At 44.3% G+C, this 25073-nt stretch carries 21 protein-coding genes; 9 read left to right on the forward strand and 12 right to left on the reverse strand.

All coding sequences use genetic code 11. The annotated features are described in order from the left end of the window. Positions 1 to 58 precede the first annotated feature (58 nt). Entirely contained in the window at positions 59 to 1681 is a 1623-nt protein-coding gene (locus AB4Z45_RS22925; RefSeq protein WP_441911810.1) for a response regulator transcription factor, read from the reverse strand. Further along, positions 1674 to 3401, reverse strand: a complete 1728-nt coding sequence (locus AB4Z45_RS22930) for a sensor histidine kinase (RefSeq protein WP_441911812.1) — start codon at positions 3399 to 3401, stop codon at positions 1674 to 1676. Before AB4Z45_RS22930 ends, AB4Z45_RS22925 begins: the two co-directional genes overlap by 8 nt. A gap of 341 nt (positions 3402 to 3742) precedes the next feature. Here AB4Z45_RS22930 and AB4Z45_RS22935 point away from each other — a divergent pair, with 341 nt between their 5' ends. Both AB4Z45_RS22935 and AB4Z45_RS22940 read left to right on the forward strand, forming a co-directional pair. Continuing rightward, positions 3743 to 4312 carry an SGNH/GDSL hydrolase family protein gene (locus tag AB4Z45_RS22935; protein ID WP_441911814.1) on the forward strand — a complete coding sequence of 190 codons (570 nt, stop codon included), beginning with the start codon at positions 3743 to 3745 and terminating at the stop codon, positions 4310 to 4312. A 102-nt stretch (positions 4313 to 4414) separates the two neighbouring features. Continuing rightward, positions 4415 to 4834 carry a VOC family protein gene (locus AB4Z45_RS22940; RefSeq protein ID WP_441911816.1) on the forward strand — a complete coding sequence of 140 codons (420 nt, stop codon included), beginning with the start codon at positions 4415 to 4417 and terminating at the stop codon, positions 4832 to 4834. A gap of 6 nt (positions 4835 to 4840) precedes the next feature. Here AB4Z45_RS22940 and AB4Z45_RS22945 read toward each other — a convergent pair whose 3' ends face one another. Both AB4Z45_RS22945 and AB4Z45_RS22950 read right to left on the reverse strand, forming a co-directional pair. Continuing rightward, entirely contained in the window at positions 4841 to 5137 is a 297-nt protein-coding gene (locus AB4Z45_RS22945; RefSeq protein WP_441911818.1) for a hypothetical protein, read from the reverse strand. A 143-nt stretch (positions 5138 to 5280) separates the two neighbouring features. Then, a complete protein-coding gene (locus tag AB4Z45_RS22950; protein ID WP_339208423.1) occupies positions 5281 to 5433 on the reverse strand; it encodes a hypothetical protein in 153 nt (50 codons plus the stop codon). 177 nt (positions 5434 to 5610) lie between these two features. Here AB4Z45_RS22950 and AB4Z45_RS22955 point away from each other — a divergent pair, with 177 nt between their 5' ends. Then, on the forward strand, positions 5611 to 6090 hold the full coding sequence (locus AB4Z45_RS22955; RefSeq protein ID WP_441911820.1) for a GAF domain-containing protein: 480 nt from the start codon (positions 5611 to 5613) through the stop codon (positions 6088 to 6090). A 542-nt stretch (positions 6091 to 6632) separates the two neighbouring features. On the opposite strand, the gene AB4Z45_RS22960 is transcribed toward AB4Z45_RS22955, so the two are convergent. The 3 genes from AB4Z45_RS22960 to AB4Z45_RS22970 all read right to left on the reverse strand — a co-directional run bounded on the left by AB4Z45_RS22960 (position 6633) and on the right by AB4Z45_RS22970 (position 8669). Continuing rightward, a complete protein-coding gene (locus AB4Z45_RS22960) occupies positions 6633 to 7034 on the reverse strand; it encodes a hypothetical protein (protein WP_441911821.1) in 402 nt (133 codons plus the stop codon). Between the two features lie 139 nt (positions 7035 to 7173). Then, positions 7174 to 7833 carry a GNAT family N-acetyltransferase gene (locus AB4Z45_RS22965; protein WP_441911823.1) on the reverse strand — a complete coding sequence of 220 codons (660 nt, stop codon included), beginning with the start codon at positions 7831 to 7833 and terminating at the stop codon, positions 7174 to 7176. 251 nt (positions 7834 to 8084) lie between these two features. Next, complete coding sequence (locus tag AB4Z45_RS22970; RefSeq protein ID WP_441911824.1) at positions 8085 to 8669, reverse strand: GNAT family N-acetyltransferase; 585 nt, start codon at positions 8667 to 8669, stop codon at positions 8085 to 8087. A 175-nt stretch (positions 8670 to 8844) separates the two neighbouring features. Between AB4Z45_RS22970 and pdxR the strand changes: the two genes are divergently transcribed. Both pdxR and AB4Z45_RS22980 read left to right on the forward strand, forming a co-directional pair. Further along, positions 8845 to 10350 (forward strand): MocR-like pyridoxine biosynthesis transcription factor PdxR, encoded by a 1506-nt coding sequence (gene pdxR, locus AB4Z45_RS22975; protein WP_441911826.1) that lies wholly within the window; start codon positions 8845 to 8847, stop codon positions 10348 to 10350. Between the two features lie 208 nt (positions 10351 to 10558). Continuing rightward, complete coding sequence (locus tag AB4Z45_RS22980; RefSeq protein ID WP_441911828.1) at positions 10559 to 11905, forward strand: VWA domain-containing protein; 1347 nt, start codon at positions 10559 to 10561, stop codon at positions 11903 to 11905. A gap of 52 nt (positions 11906 to 11957) precedes the next feature. On the opposite strand, the gene AB4Z45_RS22985 is transcribed toward AB4Z45_RS22980, so the two are convergent. The 4 genes from AB4Z45_RS22985 to AB4Z45_RS23000 all read right to left on the reverse strand — a co-directional run bounded on the left by AB4Z45_RS22985 (position 11958) and on the right by AB4Z45_RS23000 (position 19007). After that, the gene (locus AB4Z45_RS22985) at positions 11958 to 13103 is read right to left on the reverse strand and encodes a low temperature requirement protein A (protein ID WP_441911830.1); all 1146 of its coding nucleotides are present in this window, start codon (positions 13101 to 13103) and stop codon (positions 11958 to 11960) included. A gap of 166 nt (positions 13104 to 13269) precedes the next feature. Next, positions 13270 to 13731: a GNAT family N-acetyltransferase gene (locus tag AB4Z45_RS22990; RefSeq protein ID WP_441911832.1), complete on the reverse strand. Its 462-nt coding sequence runs from the start codon at positions 13729 to 13731 to the stop codon at positions 13270 to 13272. Positions 13732 to 13861: 130 nt separating this feature from the next. Then, positions 13862 to 15991 (reverse strand): GMC family oxidoreductase, encoded by a 2130-nt coding sequence (locus AB4Z45_RS22995; RefSeq protein ID WP_441911834.1) that lies wholly within the window; start codon positions 15989 to 15991, stop codon positions 13862 to 13864. A gap of 421 nt (positions 15992 to 16412) precedes the next feature. Beyond that, entirely contained in the window at positions 16413 to 19007 is a 2595-nt protein-coding gene (locus tag AB4Z45_RS23000) for a GH116 family glycosyl-hydrolase (RefSeq protein WP_441911836.1), read from the reverse strand. Between the two features lie 143 nt (positions 19008 to 19150). On the opposite strand from AB4Z45_RS23000, the gene AB4Z45_RS23005 reads away from it, so the two are divergent. Beyond that, complete coding sequence (locus AB4Z45_RS23005; RefSeq protein ID WP_441911838.1) at positions 19151 to 20026, forward strand: AraC family transcriptional regulator; 876 nt, start codon at positions 19151 to 19153, stop codon at positions 20024 to 20026. A 5-nt stretch (positions 20027 to 20031) separates the two neighbouring features. Here the strand turns inward: AB4Z45_RS23005 and AB4Z45_RS23010 are convergent, their stop codons facing one another. Further along, on the reverse strand, positions 20032 to 21252 hold the full coding sequence (locus AB4Z45_RS23010) for a hypothetical protein (RefSeq protein WP_441911840.1): 1221 nt from the start codon (positions 21250 to 21252) through the stop codon (positions 20032 to 20034). A gap of 237 nt (positions 21253 to 21489) precedes the next feature. Here AB4Z45_RS23010 and AB4Z45_RS23015 point away from each other — a divergent pair, with 237 nt between their 5' ends. The 3 genes from AB4Z45_RS23015 to AB4Z45_RS23025 all read left to right on the forward strand — a co-directional run bounded on the left by AB4Z45_RS23015 (position 21490) and on the right by AB4Z45_RS23025 (position 24968). Continuing rightward, positions 21490 to 22446 (forward strand): ABC transporter permease, encoded by a 957-nt coding sequence (locus AB4Z45_RS23015; protein ID WP_076270575.1) that lies wholly within the window; start codon positions 21490 to 21492, stop codon positions 22444 to 22446. A gap of 12 nt (positions 22447 to 22458) precedes the next feature. Further along, positions 22459 to 23388 (forward strand): carbohydrate ABC transporter permease, encoded by a 930-nt coding sequence (locus tag AB4Z45_RS23020; RefSeq protein ID WP_441911841.1) that lies wholly within the window; start codon positions 22459 to 22461, stop codon positions 23386 to 23388. Positions 23389 to 23474: 86 nt separating this feature from the next. Further along, complete coding sequence (locus AB4Z45_RS23025; RefSeq protein ID WP_441911842.1) at positions 23475 to 24968, forward strand: ABC transporter substrate-binding protein; 1494 nt, start codon at positions 23475 to 23477, stop codon at positions 24966 to 24968. The last annotated feature ends 105 nt before the right edge of the window (positions 24969 to 25073 follow it).

Genomic DNA, 25073 nt, shown 5'->3' on the forward strand with positions numbered 1-25073 from the left:
TACTTCTGCTTATCTATTTTTTACCTTTGTACAAAAATTTGCCGAGCAAACCCATCCATCATCGTTCTTCCAGCGATCGGTAATCCTGTGGGGTATAACCACTTGCTTTCTTGAAGAATCGTGTAAAATGGGGCGGTGAAATAAAGCCAAGCGCGGCACTTATTTCATGAATTTTCAGATCTGGTTGAAGCAGCATCCGCATCGCTTCTTTCAGCTTAGCCTCATGGATATAAGTAAGCACGTTTGTACCCGTCACCTTTTTGAATGCTCTGGATAAATAAGACGGATTCCATTGTACAATCTCGGATAAACGCACCAAAGATAGATCCTCTCCTAGGTGATTGTGAATATAGCCCTTCACAAGATCAATGGTTCGGTCGCGGCATTCAGCCTGGTCCTGCTGCTGCATCTCAAAAATCGTCATGGCAAGCCGATAATAATAATCCATATATGATGCCAGATTCACTTGATCAGCTGCCGGCTGCATTAATACCGACAAATCAATGCGTACCGAAAGGCGCTCCTGCAAATTAAATCGATGAATATGGCGCAGGAAAACAAGCGATAGCGCAGAGTAAACCGATTCTATTCGCATAGGCTCAGCTTTGAAGTGATCCCAGGCGGAATCAAACGCTTCGGCTTGGCCGTTTGCTAAATATTCGCCAAACAAATCCGTTTTGCGCAGCATCTTCGCAAGGTAAAGCTCGGTCTCGTCAAATTCAACTTGAACAACACCGTTTCGATCACCGGATTGACGATGATACTCATGCTCCAGCATCGCCCATCGGTCGGCAATGTCATCCCACTCGCAAGGAGACCTGTCCAGCAGAAAAAATAGTGAAATATGGAAAGAGAGCTGAAAAGCAGCCTCTGCATTCTCCGCATATTCCCGAACCGCTAGTCGAGTGTCGCTCCACAAAGCAGATTGTTCAAGCTCAATCGGTTCGCTTAGATGAATGGCTGCCGGTTGTATGAACCAGGCCATTGTTTCCTTGTCCACAAATATATACTTCATATGCAGGTGGGAATAACCATACTGCTCCTCGATTACCTTCATCCCTGCGTGCAGCTGCGCCTTTCCAGCCTGCCGCGATCCAGAATCCAATCCGATCAGTTTAGCCATCATAAGGAGAACTGGACGCTTCGGATCGAGCGGAATACCGAGCTCCTCGAATTGATTGGATCTGCTGCGCCTATCAAATGATTCATCATAGAGCAGTTCGCTTAACAACTCGTTTTGAAGCAGCGGCAGCGTTTGCTCCATCTGCTGCATCGCTTTGCCCATAAGACCTTCAATCTGATGTTCTCCAGCGATATCCTCTGCCAGCTTGCCAATTGTATCCAAAATTTTCTCATGACCCTCCGTCTTAAGAAGATAGCTGGTATTGTCATAATGGATAGCCTCGTATACATAATCAAATTCGCTATGCCCGGTCAAAAAAACAACTTTGCATCTAGGCCATAACCTGCGAATATGCTTGTGAAGCTCCAGACCGCTTAGAACAGGCATTCGAATATCGGTCATTACGATGTCAAATTTGCCCCTCCTTAACCATTCGAGTGCGCTCTTTCCAGAATAAGCCTTATATAATTCAAATTCGATCGGAAAACGTTCCTGCAGAAGCGTATAGAGACCGTCCGCAATATCGGGCTCGTCATCAACAATTAACAATCTAAGCATACTCCTTGTCCTCCTTCCATATGGTCAAACGAACTTCCAATCCTCCAAGGCGGCTGCGCCCCACAACGATTCCGCCTCGCTCCCCGTATTTCATCCGCAATCTTCGGTGTATGTTTAGAAGGCCGGTCGTTTCAATCGTACTTTCATCCGTTCTCAGCAGATCCTCTAGCATCTCCAGCCGTTCCTGGTCCAATAATAGGCCATTGTCTTCCACACGAATCAACAAACAATCCTCTGCTTCTTCGAAAGTGATTGACAGAAGTCCCCCTTCCTCCACATGATCAAAAACATGCTCGAAAGCGTTTTCGATTAAGGGCTGAAGAATAAGGCGCGGTACCTTAACCTCACGATAAGCGGTTGGAACTTCACCGCACTTGGCCTTCATCCGCAGACGAAAGCGCCTGCCCTGAATTTCAGCATAAATTGTGGCATGCTTGGCCTCCTCGAAAAGCGGTACTTCATCTGAGGAATTGCGGGTAATGTACTGCAAATAGCTGCCCATCTGGGAAGCGAACTGCTTGGCACTGTCATGATCTTCTACCGCAATCATGTTATACAGCGTGAAATAGCTGTTATATAGAAAATGCGGATTAATTTGTGATTGCAGATGCTTCAGCTCAGCTCGTTGAACTAATATTTTGTGCGTATATACTTGTTCAATTAAATCCCGCATATAACGGGACATTTTATTAAAGCCCTGGAGCAAATATCCGAACTCGCTTCGGCTGTTCTCGGTAATCGTTACGTCCAATTCGCCCTTCTCCATCTTCCTAAATGCGCGCAAAAGCGCAAGCAACGGCCGATGGATCATACGGTACAAGGAAAGACACAAAACAATAATAAAGAAGAGGAATACGGCAATTAACACCCAGAACAGCTGCTGGTATCGATGTAAGTTATTGAACAAATGTTTCTCTGGAACAAAATGAATGAGCGAGAACCCGAGAAGCTCAGAGAACCGAGAGGATACGAGCACTCTATCATCTCCCTCGCCGACACTCCTAATATTCTCGTATTCATTCGGTGCACCCGATTTATATTGATCGATGTACTGATCCAAATAGGGATTCTCATAATGATGAGTGCGAATAATAAAATCGCCGTTCGGATCGCTTAGAACGGAGCCGCTATTCTCACTGCTCTCTAAAGAGGAAAGTGATTTGCTTAGCTCATTCGGTGAGAGCTCCACAATAATGGAATACATCGCATTTTCCGCTTCGTACAAACCACGCACCTCGTGAACAAGTACAATATAAGGAATATGATTAAGGAAATAAATCGCTTTTCCCGGACTTTTTCTAGCCAGCTCACTAGTAGCATTAAATTGTTCATGCATCATTTCGCCCGTTCCCTGCATAGCGGATATCGTACGGTTAAGGGAGGGAATATGTACGGACACATCCGATATATAGACGCTGCTGTTTTTTAGTGCAAACAGCCTGTCCTGTACCATTAATATGGCTTGGCTTTTGTCATATTGATTCATGTAGTCTGGAATAACCGCCAACTTGTTCAGCGATTCGTCGTTAATTAATTCAAACTGCAGCAGTTGAATCCGTTCGACTTCCTTCTCCATCGCACGTATATTCGCATCAACCCTCGACTCCATCGAGTTGGATATTTCCCTTCGCAGCAGCTCCCTGCCTCCAGAATAAAAGTTGTTCCCGATCAAGACAATCGGGATCAGCAACAAAGCTAGCAATAACGCGAAGCGAAGCAACAGTGAGCTCTTTATTCTGCTAAACCCTGTACGGATAAGTACCGCCTCCATTTTTGCTAAGATTGCCGTGAAGCAGCAGCTTAGACTCGTTTTTTGTTTCCACTTGCAAATGATGCGGCTTCACCGTATACACTTTTTCATTATTTAGAAGATTGTGCTCAAAAGCAATACAAACACTAGTTTAATGTTAAGCGATTTCATGTGCTTTCAACATTGACGTTTTTAACATTTGGACAGAAAAAAGACTAGATAAATCAATAGCTTGATTCATCTAGTCTTCGACTCCATTACATCGGTGTCTTATACTATAGGTATACATAAAATAGAAAGAGGTGCCCGATATGTGGAAACACTTTGTAGCCATAGGTGATAGCTTTACGGAAGGTATTGGTGATGAAGTTGAGGAGACCCCATTAAAGAGCTGGGTCCATCACTTCGCCGAGCTGCATGAGCCCGCATTAAAATACACCAATTTGGCTAAACGTGGATTGATAACCAAAGAAATTCGCTTAAAGCAGCTGGAAGAGGCTCTAGCACTAGAGCCCGACTTAGTCAGCCTAATCGCAGGCGCAAATGATATTTTAAAAGGACGCTGGAACTTCAATGATTATAAGTCGGAAATGGAGCTTATGATAGATGCGTTAAGCAAGTCAGGTGCTGCTGTTATAATCGGAAATCTTCCCGACTTTACAGCTAGATTGCCTTTGCCTGATGAAAAAAAACGAGTAATAAAAGAACAGCTGCTGCAAGCAAATGAAGTCGTTCGTTCACTTAGCAGCGAGTACAAATTAATCCCAATCGATTTCTGGAATCATCCAATAGCTGAAGACGACACCTTTTGGTCTAAGGATTTGATTCACCCCAACTCCATAGGATACCGAAAAATTGGCGAAATCATCTTTAATCGTTGATCAATTTGAATGAAACAAACGGCTATTTCTTGCTATGAGCAAGAGAGAACAATAAATATACAGAATTTAATTGTTTATGATTGTTTAAATGGAGGAAATTCTATGAGCAAAAAGGCAGGTCTCATTCATCATATTGAAATCTACGTTTCAAATTTAGAGCATTCTTCAGAATTTTGGGGATGGTTTCTAAGTGAACTCGGTTATGAGGAGTTTCAGAAATGGAGTCAAGGGATAAGTTGGAAGCATGAAGAAACATATATTGTATTCGTTCAAGCAGAGGAAAAGTACCTAGATACCACTTATCATAGGTGTCGTGTAGGGCTTAACCATTTGGCTTTCCAAGCAGAATCCCGTCAGCAAGTCGATAACTTCACCAAAAAGTTGCGAGCACGTGGTATGAAGATATTGTACGAAGACAAACATCCGTATGCTGGAGGGGAGCATAATTATGCAGTATTTTTTGAAGACCCCGACAGAATTAAGGTTGAACTGGTTTCAACTCTAACGCAGAACGATAGTTAAACTAAATTAATGTAATAGTTTGCGTAAAACCTTAATCCAACGTGGTTCATACGCTTCGCTAATTGAACCTCCAATATAATATTTGTTATCCGGGTCCATATCAAATATTTTTCTAAGACCTTCAGGCAGATCATATTTAACAATTGGTGAAGTCGCATCCGATTTAAAATAGTATTGCTTACATAATGGACATAGTAAGATTAATGAGTCGTCTGATTGATATGCATAAATGTTAAGCTCTTTTCCACATAAATCACAAGGAATAATTCGTTTACGATTCAACCAATTAATGAACGAACTCATTATCATTCCCCCATAGAAAATATCTCATCTTTCCCATTTCGCGTCTTATTTTACGACTAATTACCAATGGTGTAAATAGCAAAAAAAAATCCCCAAAGATAGGGACTTTTTTTCTTCCTGATTTAAATATACGTGCCATTAAATCATTTTTCGGAAAGTTCAATTTCTTGCTTTGTTGCTTCGTCAGCAGGTTGGTCGTTTTTCACATATTCATCTTGGTCACTGCCCCAAACATAATCGTAATTCGTAATGTCTGGCTTGTAGTCTTTTTTCGGATTGTCTTTATTATTCTCCATAACCATCACTCCTTTTTGTTAGTATGCGTTCTCCCATTGAAAATTAATCCATTTGATTTCCGCTGCTTCATTTCCTAGTTATCTCGAAATGTTTAAATTTTATTAGGGAGTATGCTAAAATGTGATGTACAACAAAAAATAATAAACTAATCCCGTTTAAGATAAAGGAGTCGAACGATGTTTCATCCAGAACATTACGAAGGATCAAAGGAGCAAAAATACGATTTAGCCATCCGGCAGCTTCAAGCTTTGCTGGAGGGTGAATCTGATGTAATTGCCAACCTGTCCAATGCATCGGCCTTGCTTAATCAATTTTTAGATCGTATTAATTGGGTTGGATTTTACGTGTATCGGGGCGAAGAACTAGTCCTAGGACCATTTCAAGGATTGCCTGCTTGCGTCCGCATTCCTCTACATCGGGGCGTTTGCGGGAAAGCTGCCAGCCAAAGAGTGACTGTCAGAGTTGGAAATGTGCATGAGTTTCCGGGACATATCGCATGTGATGCCGCATCCCAATCCGAAATCGTTATTCCAATTATTATAAACGACGAGTTGTTCGGCGTTCTCGACATAGATAGTCCTGAGCTTGATCGTTTTGACGAGGTTGACCAGCTTTACTTGGAAAAGCTCGTTAAGCAACTGATTCAGCACTTGTAATACCAAATAGCCTGTCTTAACGATAACCCGCAACTTGAAAGTCATATCCAAAAAAATAGCGAGCCCTAGAATCGCTTCTAGTGGCTCGTTTTAGGTTGAGAAAACAATGAATTTTAACAATCCTCTATTACAAATTTGTATAGGATAACTTGCATGCCTCGATAAGATCTGCCCGTTCATTCGTCCCCTCTACAAAAAAAGAATTCTCTCGGATGAGATCAAGCAATTCTGCCTTTTGGAATTTAAATAAGTGCAGAAGTGCACCTGATTTTTAACAAACAAGACGAAATGAAGAAAATAGGTGCACAAATACATCTAGTTGAGCAAATTTGAAAAGTAGTTGGTTAAATAAGTGCATTTGTGCACTTGGATGAAGCTGCTGCTGATTGATGTACTCACTAAGTTAACCTTCTTTGTGTTCTTGGCTTTAGAAGAGTGAGGTAACTACACGCGCAGCAATGTACAATTGAGAAGTGTGCCAGGAGTTGCCCAAAAAAACCTGTCCAGTTTCTTGTTAAAAAATCACATTTTAATTAAATATCTTATTTTATGAATTCCGCATTAGAGTGCAGCCCTAAAATCTCAATAATTTCAGCAATCGCCACTTTCTTCGGACCATCCATGAAATAGCCTATCATTCCCATTTTAATATTATTCACGTGAACTTCTCTTCTCATTTGAGAGAAAATAATCCACATTTTAGCAGTGCCTTCTATTGGTACAGGTCTAGCATCATTTAATATAATATTTCCATGTTCGTCTTCAAACTCTGGAAAGATAGCAGAAAAAATACCTTCCTTGCTATCATTAACATCATAAAAGAAATCAGTGCGTAAACCTTGAAATACAGGCTTCTTCCTGCCCCCTTCTTCATGAGAATAGAACCTATATTTAACCCTAAAATCCGCCTCATGATTCAGTATTTCTTGATATGGTTTCCACATTTTTTCCCTCCTAACTTGCTTACCTTCATCTGAATGTACTGTTTTGCAAGTTCATTTATGCTAAATTGATCGTTTGGGAGCTCGTTTTTAAGCTTATTATTTGTTCAGTTCATTTTCACATGCGACATTTGCTAAAATATCAACGACGATTTGGGCCTCTTTGAAGACGTTCTTGAAGATTGGCTCGCACCGCTGGCCATTCCTCGGCAAGTATCGAATAATAAGCTGTATCTCTAATACCCCCATCGCTTGCAGGGACATGTACCCTTCGAATACCTTCAAAAGCAGCACCAAGCCGTAATATCGCTGAACGAGAACGTAAATTGCGAGCATCTGTTTTGAGCGAAACTCTAGTCGCCTTCCACGTTTCAAACGCATGGGTAAGCAGAAGAAGCTTAGACTCTGTATTAACTCCTGAACGAATAACTGAGGCTGCATACCAAGTGCTGCCGATTTCGGCCACGGTTGGCGGTTTCTCATCCGAAGGCGATGGTCCGCTCGCAACGCCTGGAGGCCATGGAGGCGGCCATGAGAAAACCTCTAAATCCAGAAATCTTGTGGTTCCAACAATACGCCCTGTTTCAATATGACGAACCACAAACGGCACTGCACGGCCTTTCTCGTAGGACATTAATGCACCCTCTATGTAGCGTTCGGTATCCACCCGCCCATTTGGCACATTCGTATACATATAAAGTGACCGATCTTCCGAAGCGGCGGAGCAGAGAGCATCGACGTGGTCCATTGTCATTGGTTCCAGATGGACTAGATCCCCTCGAAGGGTGACTGGCGTGAACATGGAATCACAACCTTTATAAATTAATTATTTGTGGTTTGAAATTCAACCTATGGAATTTCTTTAAATATATAAGGAATGCAATCGCTCTGCCTCGGCGAAAGGTTTGAGCGCTTGAAGAACGCTCATGTTTTCTACCGTCATGTTCATTGTCCAAGGTCTCTGTATCCTCCATGCTCGTGATGTATACCGACTCGAGGTGAGCTGCCAAGAAATGATTCGTTATATACAAAGGAAGGGGTATAACCCCATTCCTATTTAGAGAGATAAGACTCCAGCCTTGCCTTAACCGACGGCCATTCCTGATTCGTAATGCTGTACATTACTGTATCGCGAATATAGCCGTCACTTAACACGCGATGGTTGCGCAGCACCCCTTCTCGAATGCCACCGATGCGCTCAATAGCTGCCTGTGACCTCGTATTACGAAGATCCGCTTTAAGCTGTACTCTGATCATGTTGTGATTGTCGAATGCTTCGCGCAGCAGTAAATATTTGCATTCGGTATTCACCCTTGTCCGCCAAACGCTGGGGTTCATCCAAGTGTAGCCGATTTCCAAACCGCGATGCTCTGCTGAAATATCGAAAAATCGGGTACTCCCAACGATTTTATTCTGCACCTGATCCCATATAACAAAAGGAATGCAGGTTCCCGCTGCCTCTTCTTTTTTGGCTTGCCCAATATACTGCTCGGCATCAGCTAACGAAGAAATCCCTTTCAAAGACACCCCCCAAATCAGTGTGTCCTTTGCCGCTTCCAGCAGCATGCCAGCATGATGCTCCTCCAACAAGGTCAGCTTTGCGCGCGTTCCTTGCAATGTTTTTTTTTCTGTATTCATTACCGTGACCTCCAATTTTATATAAGAATAGTATCTCTGTTATGGTATGGATTCCGTATTGCTTGTTTACTTGAAATGTGAGATTGTTGTCATTATATGATGCATATCGGATTAGTAATAGATCCATTTTCGATAAATTTCATTAGACCACTTTAGAAACGGCAGGTAAGCAAACATGACTATTTATTTAGCTTTAGAGCCGTATAAGGAACGTTACACCACCAAATATGAGATGTTGTACCATGCGCTGCGGGATGCTTTGATGGAAGGCAAGCTTGTCCATGGGGATAAACTTCCTTCAAGCCGGGAACTAGCGAGGATGTATGGATTTTCACGCGGTACAGTTTCGAATGTACTTGAAGCACTCACAGCTGAAGGGTATGTGGCTCCCTTGACCGGCAGCGGAACATACGTTAGTTATCAGACAACGAACCTTTCTTTGCTCCCTTTTGCCAAGAGAGAAATACAATTGTCTGAATGGGGTGAGCGGATTGCAGGCATGGCAGTTCATGTCAGGGAAACAGATACCCACATTGATGGGACGGATAGCCATCAGACATTAGTAAATGATGGTTCAGAACATTCAAAATGTTCCGAGAAAATATCCTTTCAACTGGGAATAACCGACATGAGCTCGTTTTCGAAGGAAGACTGGAATCGGTGCCTGTATGATGAAACAAGGAAAATGACAGAAAAAGCTAATATCGATGCACACAAGCCGCTTGGTGTGGAAACTTTGCGCGAAGCCATCGCTAAGCATCTTCAGCGCTATCGGGGTATTGTTGCTAATTCGGAGCAAATTGCGATCGTAAACGGATCGATGCAAGCAATTGCCTTGTTGACACAGCTTTTAGCAGGCTCTGGGGATGCCGTCGTAGCCGAAAGCCCCGGTTATTATGGGATTCGGAAAGCTGTACTTGCTTCAGGAGCAATGTTGATTGAAGGTGAAGTTGACGATCAAGGACTAGTTCCTAAGCCGTGGAATGCCAAGCTGCTTTTTGTTACACCGAATCGCCAATACCCAACGGGGGCAGTGTTGAACATGGAGCGAAGGCAGCAGCTGCTCCAATGGGCCGCTGATCAGAGTGCATTTATCGTCGAGGATGAATATGACAGTGAATTCCGCCACCGAGGCAAACCGATTGAGACGCTCAAAAGTTTGGAAACTTCAGCTGATCTCGTCATATACACAGGAACATTTTCCAAAACGATGATGACGGATATAAGGCTTGGTTTTGTTGTTCTGCCGAGAGTTTTAGTCATGCCCTTTGCTAGAGCAAAGGCGTTATATGAGCCGCATCCAAGCGCAATTCTTGAGCAGCGGGCACTCGCCTCGTTCATGAATAGCGGGCTGTATGAACGGCATTTGAGACGAATGAAGCGAATATACAGCCACAAATTCACTCTTTTGCGCGACGCGTTGAAACGATTGACCATTCCGATTCGCTGGGTTGAGGGAGATGCAGGTTTGCATATTTTCGGTTGGTGGGCAGGAGCACAAGAGGATTATGATGCTTTTGAGAAGGCTTGCAGGGAAGCAGGCGTCGAGTGGGCGAAAGATCGAACGAACCGTAATCGGATTGGCATAAGCCTCGGCTTTTCCCACCTCACTGACGATGATTTGACAGTCGGGATTGAAAGAATGAGTGAAGTTTGGAAGCTCGTAGAATCAACATCTTAAATTCCAACAGCCAAACACATTCTCACCGGACACCAAACCAAGCTAAGCAGATTGATTGTTAAACATGGATAATCTATTAAATCACACCTATCTATTAAAATAGTTCTCTATTCAATCCTATGATATAATTCAACCATTACAGTGTAAGGTTTCCATAATATGCAGGTTATCCCTCACATTCTCAGTACGAGACAAGGAGAGTGAACGTATGAGTACTTCTACGATTAAATTAATAACAGGCGCTAATGCTCCACTTGGCGAGGCGGCCACGGTGAAGGTTTCCATTTCCTGCAAGCATTCGCCAGCAGATCTCGATGTCAGCTGCTTTATGGTAGGCTCTGACGGTAAAGTTTCATCCGATGATTATTTCGTATTTTATAACCAGCCTGCCGATCCCGGGCGCATCGTGCAATTCACTCCACAAGACAAATGGAATAGTGAATTTATCATTAATCTTACTGCCCTCCAATCATCGAAGGTTCAAAAATGCGTATTTGCAATCACCCTTGATGGACCGGGAACGTTCGCAGATGTAAAGGGATGCCAAATCACTGCCGAAACCTCGGTGAATAAAATTGTATATGAAATAACAGAAGGAAATGCTGAAACCTCGCTAGTGCTCGCCGAGCTGTACCTGCATTCAAGTGGCTTTAAGCTTCGTGCAGTTGGCAAAGGTTTCCACGGTGGTTTGAAACCGCTCGCGGAAGCTCATGGCGTAAACGTTGCTGAGGAAGCAGATACAAGCAGTCCCCCATCCCCAGCAGCTCCGACGATTCAAGCCGATCAGGCACGCTCAAAAGCTGTATCCGAAATCAAAGCTGCACGCTCAGGCGCAGCGAGTTCCTCGGCAAGTACTGCGCCATCTAAAATTAATTTGAACAAAATTGATTTGTTGAAACAAAAAGTGGCCATATCGCTTCGCAAAAAAAATATCGATCAGCAAAAAGCACGCGTAGCTGTTATATTCGACGCCTCCGGCTCCATGTATGCTCTCTACGAAAAAGGCGTCGTGCAGCGAGCATTTGAGCGGGTACTTGCAGTTGCCGCCAGTATGGATGACGATGGCATGATGGATGTCTGGTTCTTTGCCTCGAAGAGTCAACGAATGAAGAGCGTAAACGAAAATGAATACGAAAATTACGTTAAAAATACATATCCGGCCCCTCGCCTATTTGGCGGCCTCGGCGCTGGTAATAATGAGCCTCTCGTTATGGCCGATATAATCAAGAAGTATACACAAGAAGAGCCTTCTAAAATGCCAACCTACATTGTCTTCTTCAGCGATGGCGGCATCTATGAAACGAAAAAAATTTCGAAGCTGCTTATTGATAGCTCTGGTCAAAATATATTTTGGCAATTTGTCGGCCTCGGTAATGCCGACTTCGGCGTGCTGCGCAAGCTCGATGATTTGAGGGGACGAGTACTCGATAACGCCGATTTTTTTGCGCTGGATGATTTGGACCAAGTTAGTGACGAGGATCTGTATGATCGACTATTCAATGAATACCCGCAGTGGCTGAAAGACGCTCGGGCCAAAGGTATCATCAGCCCATAGCAAGCAGCAGACAAGTCGATAGTCATGAGTACCGTTCAGCAATGATCCGTGCTCATGGCTTTTTCATGTTTTGCGTTGTTAATTTTGCATATACAACAAAAAACACCATTACTTCTCCAATGATTATATAATTTGGGAGTACAAAAAATAAATCCATTGTAAAAAAAGTGATCAGCAGCCCTAAGAAAAGTGCTAAATGTGATATGCCCAATCTTTGATGTTCATGTCTATACTTATGGAAAACTAATGAGGTTGAAAAAAAGTAGAGCAACACAGATCCAAACATATAACCTAACATAAATAAATAATCTAATTGTTTCAAAAATAACAACTGAATCGAAGCTGCGATCATACACATTGATAAATAAATGAATAAATGTCCATAAATAATCGTTTGTCCTGCAGTCTCTATTGATTTGTTTACTTTCTTCTCGACGTTATCAAAATATTGCCACCACATAGCGATGATTAACACAAAAGTAATTAACGCAAATAAGATAGATTGCCACGTCCAGTTGCTGGACTGCAATACAGCTAGTATGCTGATTACGGATTCGCCAAGCAGAATAAGGGTAAACAGTGAGAAGCGTTCTAATAAATGATGAGTATTTACCGGGCTTTTCACTAAATATTTTCGACCGATTAAAGGCAGCAATATGTCTACAGCTATTCCCGCATACAAAACGGCATATCGTATCCACGAGTCAAAAAATAATGATGATGCAGATATGACCAAACCAATCCAAAAGCGACTCCCTAAATACTGAGCAGTGATTTTTTTATGTGCTTCTTCTTTCTTATGTACCGCTAAATATTGAATAGCCGTCATAGCTCTTAAACCAATATAGCCTATTAAAAATGAAACATAATATTGATCAAAATCAACCGATAAGCTGGCGGTCATGATTAATACAAAAAATAATTGTAAAATCAGAAATATTCTGTGAGACAAGACATCTTGTCCGAAGCGATTTACAAAAAGCGACTGCCCCACCCAAGCCCACCAGATTGGAACAAAGATTAGTACAAATTTCCCCAAGTATTCTACTGGAATGGTGCCATTCTCGACATGCAGCAGCACATGAGCTGCTTTTGAAACTGCCGCTACAAAAAGCAAATCATAAAACAATTCCAACCAGGTAACCTTCTTTTCAGCAGATCCTTCTTTCTGTTGTAATCCTAATACTTGCTTAATCATGGTTAGTGCTCCTTTTCTTTGGGGTGCTGAACCCCCGCTATCCATCTTTTTGAGTACAAACCTATCTTAGCGGATGTGGACGAATACGAATAGAGAAATCTGAATATTTTCTGATCGAGCAAAAAAAGAAGAGCAGGCTATCGCAGCTCCTGCTCTTATTATAGAATTAAAAATGCTTTTCCATCGCTTCTTCGCAGCGAAAGAAACCATTTTTGGAGTAAAATTGCACACTATTGCTGCTCGGCCAAACCAAAAGGAACTCGACTTTATTTTCTTTTGACCAATGCTCCATGGCCAATTGAATGTCGCTGCCGATTCCTTGATTTCTAAATGCTGGTCGCGTATATACGTTGGTCACGTATCCATAATAAGGGTCCGGGGATTTACCGGGTCTCGGTACTTTATGAATGAGTTGAAGATACATATGTGACACTATGCTTCCTGAATCTTCTGCTACCCAAATATACCATTCTCCGCTTTTCATTGCTTTAACTAAGAATTCATAACAAGTCTGATGGAACTCCTCGTAGTTTAGTGTACTATCGCTGTTCTCCTCTTCCGAGAACTCCCAGCGCATTAGAACAAGCTCATCGATATCTTCCAGGGTAGCAAGGCGTATAATGGACATAATTACCTCCCTTTTTTGAACTGCACAGATGCAGTTCTTCCACTACGCTTCTCTAATAGCAAGATGACCATCCGAGGGTTTAGCGAGTTTTTTATGATTCGTTTTTTTACTATGCTTCTATAATTTTTCGCTACCCTTGTTTAACGAGGTTTTCTGCGGTACGGAAAGCTAAAGCCATGATCGTCAACACCGGATTAACACCGCCATTGGTCACGTGCACAGATCCGTCGCTCACCCATAGATTGTCGTATCCATGTATACGACCTAAGGGATCAGTGACGGAAGTAGAAGGGTCATTGCCCATGCGAAGTGTACCTGCCTGATGTTGTCCGGCGCTAAGCCCGCCACCTGCCCGAGTTTGCCAAACTTCACTTGCTCCAGCAGCCCAGAGCCACTTCTCTGCTTGCTCTCCCAGCATGGCTGAAGCTCGCAGCGACTCAGGATGGACGCTGCCCGAGAGCTGAGCAACAGGTATGCCAAAGCGATCCTTTACCGTATTCGATAGCCGCACCCTTGACTCCGCGCTCGGAATCTCTTGGATCGGCCCCTGAATTTGGCTGGTGCGCAAGAAGCTCTGCCGCATGGTTTCCTTGCCTGCGCTCCCCCATCGCGCCGCATTCGGGGCAAGCGCTCGATACCAGTGAATAAGCGGCAACCGAGTGAACTCGTTGGCAAGCAGCCCTCCCCCGATAATGCCCTCGTTGCTATGGTCAAAGCGGAAAGTAGCAATGCTTACTCCCGGACCAAGACCGTCTTGAATCGGTTCATCAAAGAGGCCGTAAGCACCAGAGTAGACATGGCCTTGAAGGTTTCTTCCTACTTGTCCGCTCCGATTGCCTATTCCATCCGGTTCTGATTCCGTTGCCGAGTTGAGTAGGAGGCGTGCGCTTTCGATAGCTCCGGCGGCAACTACAACATGCCCCGCACGTATTATCCGTCGCTGGATTGAGCCCTCCAATTGCTGCACGATACGAACCCCGGTAGCATGTTTTCCACCCTCGGTTTCAATGCGCTCCACCGTAGTATCACAGATCAGGTCGCAGTTACCTGTTGCGAGTGCCCTCACTAACATCGTATTATGCCCGCCATTCTTGCTATTGGTCGGGCAGGCAAATCCAACACACTGTCCGCACCGGCCGCAAGCTGGCCGACCGTCCCTATCAACGGAGTTGATGAGCAGCGGCACCGGACCCGCTTCCCATCCCAACTTTTCTGCTGCTCTAGCTAGACGGTCTGCCTCCAGCGTACGTGACAGCGCTGGCATTGGATAATCCTGTCGTCGCTTCCCGCGTCCAGAATGGGCATTCCCATCACCAGAGACGCCAACTTCCCACTCTGCCCGCATGTAATACGGTTCAAGTTCTTCATAGCTAATCGGCCAATCGCTGAGCGAGCTCCCGTCTGGTATTCCATAGCGACTCGCCATGCGGAAGTCATCTGGATGAAATCGCCATGCCTGCGCCCCGTAAACTCTTGTCCCTCCACCCAGCGTCATTGCATTATTGTGATAGTCCCCATCAATAGGCGACGTAATCCGTTCATCTCCGCCCGCCAATAGAATCGTACGAGGGCTGCCTTCCATTCCTGGTCCTGTGTTATGACCATATTTGCTAAAGCGATGGTTGCGCAAATGATCACTGCCTACCTGACTGTAACGAAGCCAGCTTCCACGCTCGATAACGAGAACTTGAAGCCCTGATTCAGCTAATACAGCCGCAGCTACCGAGCCGCCAGCTCCAGCACCTATGATGACCACATCATATTGGTCGCGAAGCTGATCGAGGTTTTTTTGCGGTAAATCTATTTCTGGCGCTGTGTCAACGCTTTCGGGGACAGTCCCCGGACGAAACCCGATCATTTCCCATGATCTGCCTTCACTATTCCCGCCAAGCTCCGGGCTTCCATAGTATCCTTCAACGACCAGACACAATAAAGTGTCAAAGAAATGTTTGGATGAAACAGGCCAGCCGCCAAAAGAATCATGCTCGGCGTCGCGCAACAATCGATCCTTCTCATGAGGCGATAGTTCCGAAAAAGGTTGGTTATGGAGAGCTAATGCCTCTGCTTCCAATGCACGAAGACCTGGTTCTATCAGATCCGTCCAGACAGCGGCATCCTGGGCAGAGATACGTTTCAGGTATGCTATAACTCCTCCATCGGTCGCCGACGGCCATGCATCTCCTGGAATCAGTTGGTCTGCAACCGCTTCCAAAATCAAAAGAAGCTCGCTCGAAATATACTCTTGATCGTCAATCCTCATCGAACCTCCACCACCCATTGGCTCTTAACAGCAGCGTCTTGACTCATCCTCATGCACGCTCCTCCTTTATTTGCACAACGATACCTTAACAGCTTGCTTCACGCAGTCCCAAGTTCTTATTAAATATAGCTTCATTTCCATATTATACTTTTCACTGAGTTGTTCAAGTGTTTTTCAATCTTTGTTCATTCCAAAATAGTAAACTACTATTCCTAATGATCAAATTTAATATAAAACAAAAAAACCACCGTTTTGGAAAACAGTGGTTTTAGGCTTAAGTTCGCAAATGCCCATAAACTAGAGCTTTTCTGGATGTTAAGCGCATATGAAGCATTCGTACAAATGCCGCTTTGGCCGAAATAGTTAACTTAATTAGGTAGGATACGTTCTGTCAGACTGGTTAAAGCTAAACTTCTTGCCTCTAAGCATGCTTAATTACAAGCATGTTTCCCTCATCAATGATAATCGGCAGTTCAAAATGAATCCTATCTTCTACGATGATATAAGCCAAACTAGCATCGCCTAATTCAATTTGTTTAATCGTTTCGATTCTATCTTCGGGTAATCCAATCGACTTCAAGACTAGCTTGCCGCCCAGTAATTGCAACTGCGTCTGTGTCTCGCTTTGCTCGTAGACGCCCCAGCCCATGTCAAGCGACCATAACGTACGAAACTTATCCGCATCCGACTGAACAGGTTTGAATCCAATCATGCCTTCGACCATGTCGTATTCGAAGCCGCTGAAGACTTGCAGCAAGGAGTAACTTGCCATAGATCTCGCGTAGTTGCTGCCGCATTCGATCTCGTTCCACGGATTACGTTTCTCGCCGTCGTAACGGTCACGGATCGCTTGAACGATGGAAATTCCCTCATCGACAAAACCCTCTTGAATCATGTGCGCAGCCGCTTGGTATTCGAAGCCGGTCATCGTCTCTGAGTTATAAGTGAGTGGAATCGCCGGCTTATGTCGGTCCTCTGGCCAAGTGCAGATCACGAGTCCGCTCTCGTCGTTAAGAGAGTACAAGCGCCAAGTATTCGCTTCCCGCCTCATGCTGGATTTGAAATTATACCGATACAACGACTTCAAAGATGTACGCATCTGTTCCTTATCGAAAATTTCGCCCAAACCGCATAAATTAGCGTGCCACTGTGCAATGACTTGGTCAATGACGCAGCCTTCCCCAATCTGGTATTTGATTTCCCCTCGTTCATTGTTCCAATACGTGCTGACGGTATCCGTGTCGAATTTATCAAGCAGCGATTTATCCGATAAATCGACTTGTTGCACGTAGTACTCGCCATTGAACAGATGCTCGTCGATCCATCGTTTCCCCGATTGAAACAGGCTGTCAAATTCGTCAGCAGTTTCACTCTCACCTAAGAATGCCGCCATCTCCGCTCCCGCTTTAAGGGCCGCTAAGTAAAATCCGCTCAGCCAAGAATTCGGTCCGTATAGCTCCATGTCAAGTGTGTGATGCTGCCTGCCCGACAATAGGCCCATTTTATCCGGGTCCCATTTGTCCTCGTTAGTATCGGCCCAAGCATACGTAATGCTTTGCTTAATTTCTGGCCAGACGGACGTAAGCCACTCTGTATTGCCCGATATTTTCCAATCTCGATAAGCTTTAATAACGCCGCCAAATTGACCATCCGCGCAAGCACGGGAATCCATCCGCTCGCGTCCAAGCGGGAGCATTAACCGGAATGACATTCTGCCGTCGTCACGTTTGTTGTATTTAAAATCTAAATCCCGCATGCTGCGCTCTAAGCGTGGGAATAGGAAGGGAAGTGCATAAGCATAATTCCATACATGCGTACAGGAACCTTCGCAACAGCCAGTATCTTCGATGCTGCCTTCGAATCCATAGAAGGAACCGTCGGTTAGACGAAGTGTTGTTGCCGTTTTGACCACGGATAAATTTGCGGACACCGCATCCTTGATGACATCGGGCACAGTCGATGAGAACAACGCATCTTTGAACCTTACGGTCTCACTGTAAAGACGATCCCAATGGTCAAACGCATATTTCGCGCATGCGCTGGAATTCTCAAACAGCGTCGCATAATAATTTTTCCAGCTGTTAGAGCCTAGCGGATTGGGATTCCAATAGTTCTCCACGTTTGGAAAGCTCCAACTGATCGTAAACCGAATCTTTTTCTTTTCTCCGGGCTTCAGCTCAATATGAGCGGCAAGTGATGCCGTGTCTTTGCGAACCAAAGGCGGCTCAGTCACGGGATACTGCCGATTTTGCAAACGTCCTTGCTGCGTGAAATCATGCCAGAACATCTCGAGATTGTCGCACCAGCCGCCGCGATACCAGAATTCTTGGTAGCTGACATCTGGTGCATCAGTTGACAGAGTGATATCGCCGAACTGAGCGTGCGCATCGTCATGATGGTCAGAGCTTAGCTTAATCATGTGTATGCATTCGCCTTCGTTGCCTTCAATCATGCTGTATCGGTGATTTACCTTTTCCGTCGGAATGGGGTTGCCAGCCGAGAGGCATAACGTGTACGCCATCGTTTCATGATTTGTATTTTCAACTTCCCACTCAAAAAAAGCCGCGGGAAGACTAGAGTCATCCTCTTGGAGCGGTATGAACGGATTAAAGGCCACTAATTCGACTCGCCCGGGGAAATCGTTTTCCGCGAATGACATGCCTGCCAACGGGAATTCGCCCCTGAATTCGACCTCTCGAAAATGCGGCATACCCGCCATCGTCTGGCTTTCAGGTCCGAATCCGTATCCGCTATGGAGCGGAGCACCGCGAAGATGCTCGCCGACATAAGGCGCTTGCAAATCGCCGTTCAACACCCGCGCATCCAGCACTTTTCCTTCCCGCTCCGCCTTTATGGCGAAGTGGCTAAAACCGTTGAAACTCTTCTTGTTCGGACGGTTGAATATTTCCCAGTCCACCAACCGGCCATTGCCTGCAAGACCGATGCTTCCGCTGCCGATTCCTCCAAGCGGAAAACTTATTTCTCTCATTTTAGTACCCTTATACGCCTTTTTCATGCTTATTACCTCCCTTAAGATCATGGTATACTTGAACAACAATCTACCTTCATCTTAATGGAATATAAGCTTTATTCCTGTATATATAAGATCTATTTATTATGTATAAAACGATTATTTTATAATGAAAGAGGCAAATTACGATGAGATTAGAGGACTACACTATCGCTCCTTATGTTCGCGAATCAGATTATGCGATCCGTCCGCCCTTTTTCCTAGGCGAGCGCAATTTGCTGGATTATATCATTTTTTACGTGCAGGAGGGTTCGTTCGAAATCGAGGTCAACGGTAACGTTCATCTCTTGAAAGCAGGAGATCTCTGTTTGCTTCAGCCCGGAGATGTACATACAATCAAAGGCATTACCGATACGATCAATCCTTACGTGCATCTGGATTTCTTTTATAATCCAGAGAAGGATAAGAGCTTTATCACGCGACCAGGACAATTGGACATGTCCCCCTACTCCACTTACTCACAACCTAGATTGCATGAATGCGAATCCTTACTCATTCCATTTAAACTTGAAACTCCGCACTCCGTTAAGCTGCGTGACCTCGTCTTCAAGATCATCGAATGCTGGCAGTCACAAACCTATCTAGGCATTATGGAAGCCAATCAGCTGGCTTATGAATTTCTGACCGTTATTTTCAAAAGTTATATGAAGCCACAAGCTGCCTCGTCATCTCGTCGTCCTTTCTTGAACTGGATTACTTCCTATTTAGCGTTTCGCATCTCAGAACCTATCAATGTTAGCGATATGGCCAAAAGAGCAGACCTTTCTCCCTCTCGATTCACAGTGCTATTCAAGAAACAATTCAATATGACACCTTATCAATACTTACTGAACTTGCGTATCCAGCATGCTCAGGAGCTGTTGAAGGAAGGCATGTCCCTCCAGCAGACGAGTGAATATTGCGGTTTCACTGATGTTCATCACTTATCCAAAACTTTCAAGTCCATAACTGGAGTCAATCCCGGTTATTTCAAAAGGAACTATGATCAGGAACGACGTCACTAACTACATTAGCCGCCCGTCTCATTTATAAAAATCGATTCTTTGTCCGGTTTTACACCAATAAATACTGGCAAGCTTTTAACCAGCTGGCCTTCCCCAATCTCTCTCGGCAAAAATGCGATGAATAGATCGGATTTGCCCACCCTTTTTCCTGTAAACGAAAGCTGAAACGAATAGCCATTTTGATTAAAACTATCCATCCACTTACGCATGAGGCCTAGCTTGGCAGCAGTCTCTGGATTCATCATCTGTATATACGCATCAGGAAAGGACATTTCTGGATATTCATAGCGGTATCCCTTAATTTGCGATAGTTGATCCATTCCCGACTGTTTTACTTCGAACTCATACGGCTGCGGGTCAATGTTCCATTCAGGCCGGGTGTGGGAATGGTTCGACGTACAAATCAGAATCCCCGCTCCTAGTTCAATCAGCCGCTCTTCGAGAGCAGGCCCCCAAAGCAGCACATCAAGACCAGTAAAGGCTTGCCCTTGATTGATTAGTCCGTATTGAACCTTTGACAAAATGCCAGCATCTCCTGCTGCGAAGGAGTTCCAGCTCGAGAATGCCAGTTTGGGTGCATTGATTTCTTCAAAATGATCTGTGAAGCGGATCTTGCTGCGCAAATGAATTACTTTCGTTTCTTGCTTAAAATCCGAATCCGTTTCATAACCCCGCATTGCCGCATCAGCTGGAATATCCAGCAGCTCCGCCGCCAGCGCCAGCGCTTCTTCAGCGAAGACCATTTCTTTCTCCCAAATCGCCTTTAGTTCGGCAGGGTTCACACCTGTAGCACAAACCTCAGCCCATTTTGAAGGCAGACCGTTCCGTTTTCGGGGACGACTCCCCCCGAACATCTCATTGAATAGATTCAAGTCATTGATTATCGTATCGGCCATCCTGCCATTCCGGTACAGACGCATGAAGAACAGGTCGCTATCATGTACGAGGGAACCAATAGCAGGGACACCAGCAGATGCCGAGATGGAAGTGCCCAGCGCGTCCAGCGCATCCATGTCCTGTTCATCAAGTCTTTGGTCGTAGACGGAAATCCATCGGTCAGAGGAAATCTGCAAAATAAGGGAGCGGTCAGCCGATTCAGCGGAGTCTGTTTCCTCATATTCGTCCCCTACTAGCCTATTTCTTACGGCAAGCACCAGTTCTTCGAGCAACTTTGCGCTATCTTGCACACCGGTGAAAACCTGGATGTTTGAAAGAAATGTACCCATTATCCACACTCCTGACTTAACTTTTCAAGCCCATTCACGTAATTATCCATTTATTTTAACACATATTGGAATTAAACCTTGAGTCCATTCTTAAAGTTCTGTAAAACAGAATGATCGAATCTAACGTTTGTTGACTATAGTATCAAGTTTGTTATCTAGAAGCATCAAATCCTCCTATTATACAATGAGCTTAACAAGTGCAACACATCCGAGAAGACACCGAAAGGAGTAAAAGGCATGAAATCGACAGTTGAACTTCAAGATAAAAGAAAGCGCTTACGAATTCGTTGGCACAAGCAGGATACGGAACTCACCCTCTTGGCATTGCCTACAACGATATGGTACATCCTGTTTTGCTTCTTACCTATGTTCGGGATCATAATTGCCTTCAAAAACTTCAAAATTAGCGGCGGGTTTTTGAGCAATGTATTTAATAGTCCTTGGGTAGGCTTCAAAAACTTTGAGTTCTTATTCAAGTCAAATGACGCTTGGATCATTATTCGAAACACTATTGGATACAACATTATTTTTATCGTTCTTGGTATTGTGTTGCCCGTTCTCTTCGCTATTATGATCGGGCTGCTCCACAGCCGCAAAGCAAGCAAAGTCTATCAAACGATGATGTTCCTCCCTTATTTCTTATCTTGGGTTGTCGTATCTGCTGTAGGTTGGGCGTTCCTAAGCTTTGATAAAGGGATTCTTAATCAATTGCTCGTCAACATGGGCGGCGATCCTGTTAACTGGTACATGGAGCCGGCTTACTGGCCGTACATTCTAATTCTCTTAAATGTATGGAAAGGCTTAGGTTATGGCATGGTCATTTATTTGGCAACCATCACAAGCCTTGACAGCACTTACTATGAGGCAGCTGTAATTGATGGCGCTTCCATTTGGCAGCAAACACGTTTTATTACATTGCCAATGCTCAAACTCGTTATCGTCATGCTGTTCATTCTATCAGTTGGACGTATCTTCTACACCGATTTCGGCTTGTTCTTTCAGGTCACGCGAGATTCCAATTCATTGTTTAACGTGTCTACCACCATCGATGTCATGGTGTATAAACAACTGAAATCCGCCACCTTAGGGATGGCAGCTGCTGCCGCATTCGTACAGTCCGTTCTGGGTTGTGCAACTATTCTAATCGCTAATTGGATTGTTCGCAAAATCGATCCAGATAGCGCGATGATGTAAGGAGGTAAGACCATGTCAACGAGAAGGACTTACGAAACAGGCCTTGAGAAATTCAACCGTACAAGCAACGCTGTAAACCTATTTTTCAACCTGATCTTTATCGTCTTGGCGCTGATCTGCGTCATACCCGTAATTGTAGTGCTATCCATTTCACTTTCCAGTGAGGACTCCATACGTGAGACAGGATATCATATATTGCCGGTTGCATTATCAGGCGAAGCATACGCTTATGTGATCAAGCAAGGAACGATGATTTTGCGGGCGCTCGGCGTATCCGCTCTTGTTACGGTGGTTGGTACTGTGCTCGGTATATTTCTTACCACCTCCATGGGTTATGTCCTTTCTCGCCCAAACTACAAACTGAAGGGCTTTCTAACTTGGGTCGTTTTCATCCCCATGATATTCAATGGCGGTCTGGTTTCCAGCTACTTCATTAATACTAATCTATTAGGACTAAAAGACAGCGTCTGGGCACTTATTCTGCCGCTTGCCGTCTCTTCATTTAACGTTATCATTTGTAAAACCTTCTTTAAAAGCACAATTCCCGACGGGCTGATTGAATCTGCTGAAATTGATGGTGCGAGCCAGCTGCGAATCTTTTTCTCCATCATTTTGCCGATTTCCCTGCCGGTCATTGCAACCATTGGACTATTTCTCTGCTTCTCTTATTGGAATGACTGGTTTCAATCGATGTTATACATCAACAACCAGAACCTATATTCTTTGCAGGCACTGCTTAACAGCTTGATGAGCAATGTCGATGCGCTTGCCAAAAATGCTGCAAGTATGGGCGTAAGCTATGCCGTGCTCGTCGCAACGATGCCGAAGGAATCTGCCCGCATGGCTGTAGCGATTATCATTGTTCTGCCTGTAGCCTTCGCCTATCCGTTCTTCCAGAAATATTTCATTTCCGGGTTAACGATTGGCGCAGTCAAAGGATAATCAACGAAATAAACCAAGCCTGCTTGGTTTATGATAGATCACTGTACAACGCTACGGTGACACAACTTCAATAAGGGGGAAATGAAATGAAGAAATCTTGGAAGTTCATCTCTACGCTTTGTATTCTCACACTACTGGTGAGTGGCTTAGCAGCCTGCTCCGGCTCAAACTCTCCAGCTGCAACAAATGCTCCGTCAACGACAGACGCGCCAAAGGACAACGAAACACCAAGCAAGGATATTCCGACGCTCATCTGGTGGACGATCGGCGGCCAAGTGCCTAATAACTTCGGCAAAGCGATTGATGCTATGAATGAATATACAGCGGAGAAGATTGGTGTGAAAATTGACATCAAAGTAGCCAGCTGGGGTGAATGGGATACCAAAATCAACACAATTGTAAATACTGGCGAACCCTTCGACATTATGTTCACAAACAGCGGTAAATACAGCAAGCAAGTGGCTATGGGAGCTTTTGCAGATATCACTGATTTAGTTCAAAGTGATGCGCCTGACTTATACAAATTGATTCCTGAAAAGGTTTGGGATGGCACGAAAATTGGCGGCAAATATTATTCTGTTCCTACTTATAAGGATTCGGCACTAACGCAATATTGGGTGTACGATGATAAATACGTGCAAAAGTACAATATTGATATCAACAACATCAAAACCCTGCAGGACCTTGATCAACCACTTCACAACATCAAGTCCGGCGAAGGCAAAAGCTTCTACCCATTGCCGATGACGCAAGGTGAAGGCTTGAATGGTTTCTTTAACAATTATGATGATTTAACGCTAGGCTTCACTCCAGTTGGCGTAAAAGCTGATGATGCATCACGCACGGTTGTTTCTGTTCTTGAGCAGCCTGATGTTATGGCCGATCTGAAGCTCCTGCATAAATGGTACCAAGATGGCATCATCAACCCAGATGCTCCGACTAAAACAGAGAATGAAAAAGGCAGACCTTTCTTTGCAGCTCAGGCATTTCCAGGTGCAGAAGTAAGCTGGCAAATCAATGATGCTGTTGAAAAATATGATATGGTTCAACACTTTGGCCCTATTTATACAACAAGCACGATCCAAGGCTCCTTGAATGCGATTTCTGCGAATTCGAAATATAAGAAAGAAGCATTGAAGTACCTCGAATTAGTCAATACAGATCCAAAACTACGCAATATGCTTGCATTCGGCGAGCTAGACGTAGATTACAAAAATGTGGATGGCGAAAAGGTTATCGAGCGTACTTCTGATACTTGGCCGCTGGCTGCATACTCCCAAGGTACATTCTTTAATCTAGCAGTTACCAAAGGTGCTCCTGAGGATCAATGGGATCAAGTTAAAAAGCTGAATGACGCAGCGACATCCTCCACTGTACTAGGTTTCGCACTGGACATCAGCAATCTTCAGACTGAAGTGGCAAATTGCCAATCCGTATGGGACAAATACAAATATGAACTCATTACAGGCGCATCCGATCCGGAGAAAATGATTCCGAAAATTACTGCTGAATTAAAGTCTGCTGGTATGGACACGATTATGAAAGCGGCTCAAGAGCAAATTAATAACTACTTCAAGTAAGTTAAATAAGCATCCCCTATTGAGTCACTCTGTATGGGATGCTTATTTCTTGCTATCTATGAAGCTTCGCTTAATCATGATAAAGTGGTATGGAAACCACTTGCT

Source organism: Paenibacillus sp. MCAF9, assembly GCF_052114265.1.
Classification (GTDB): domain Bacteria; phylum Bacillota; class Bacilli; order Paenibacillales; family Paenibacillaceae; genus Pristimantibacillus.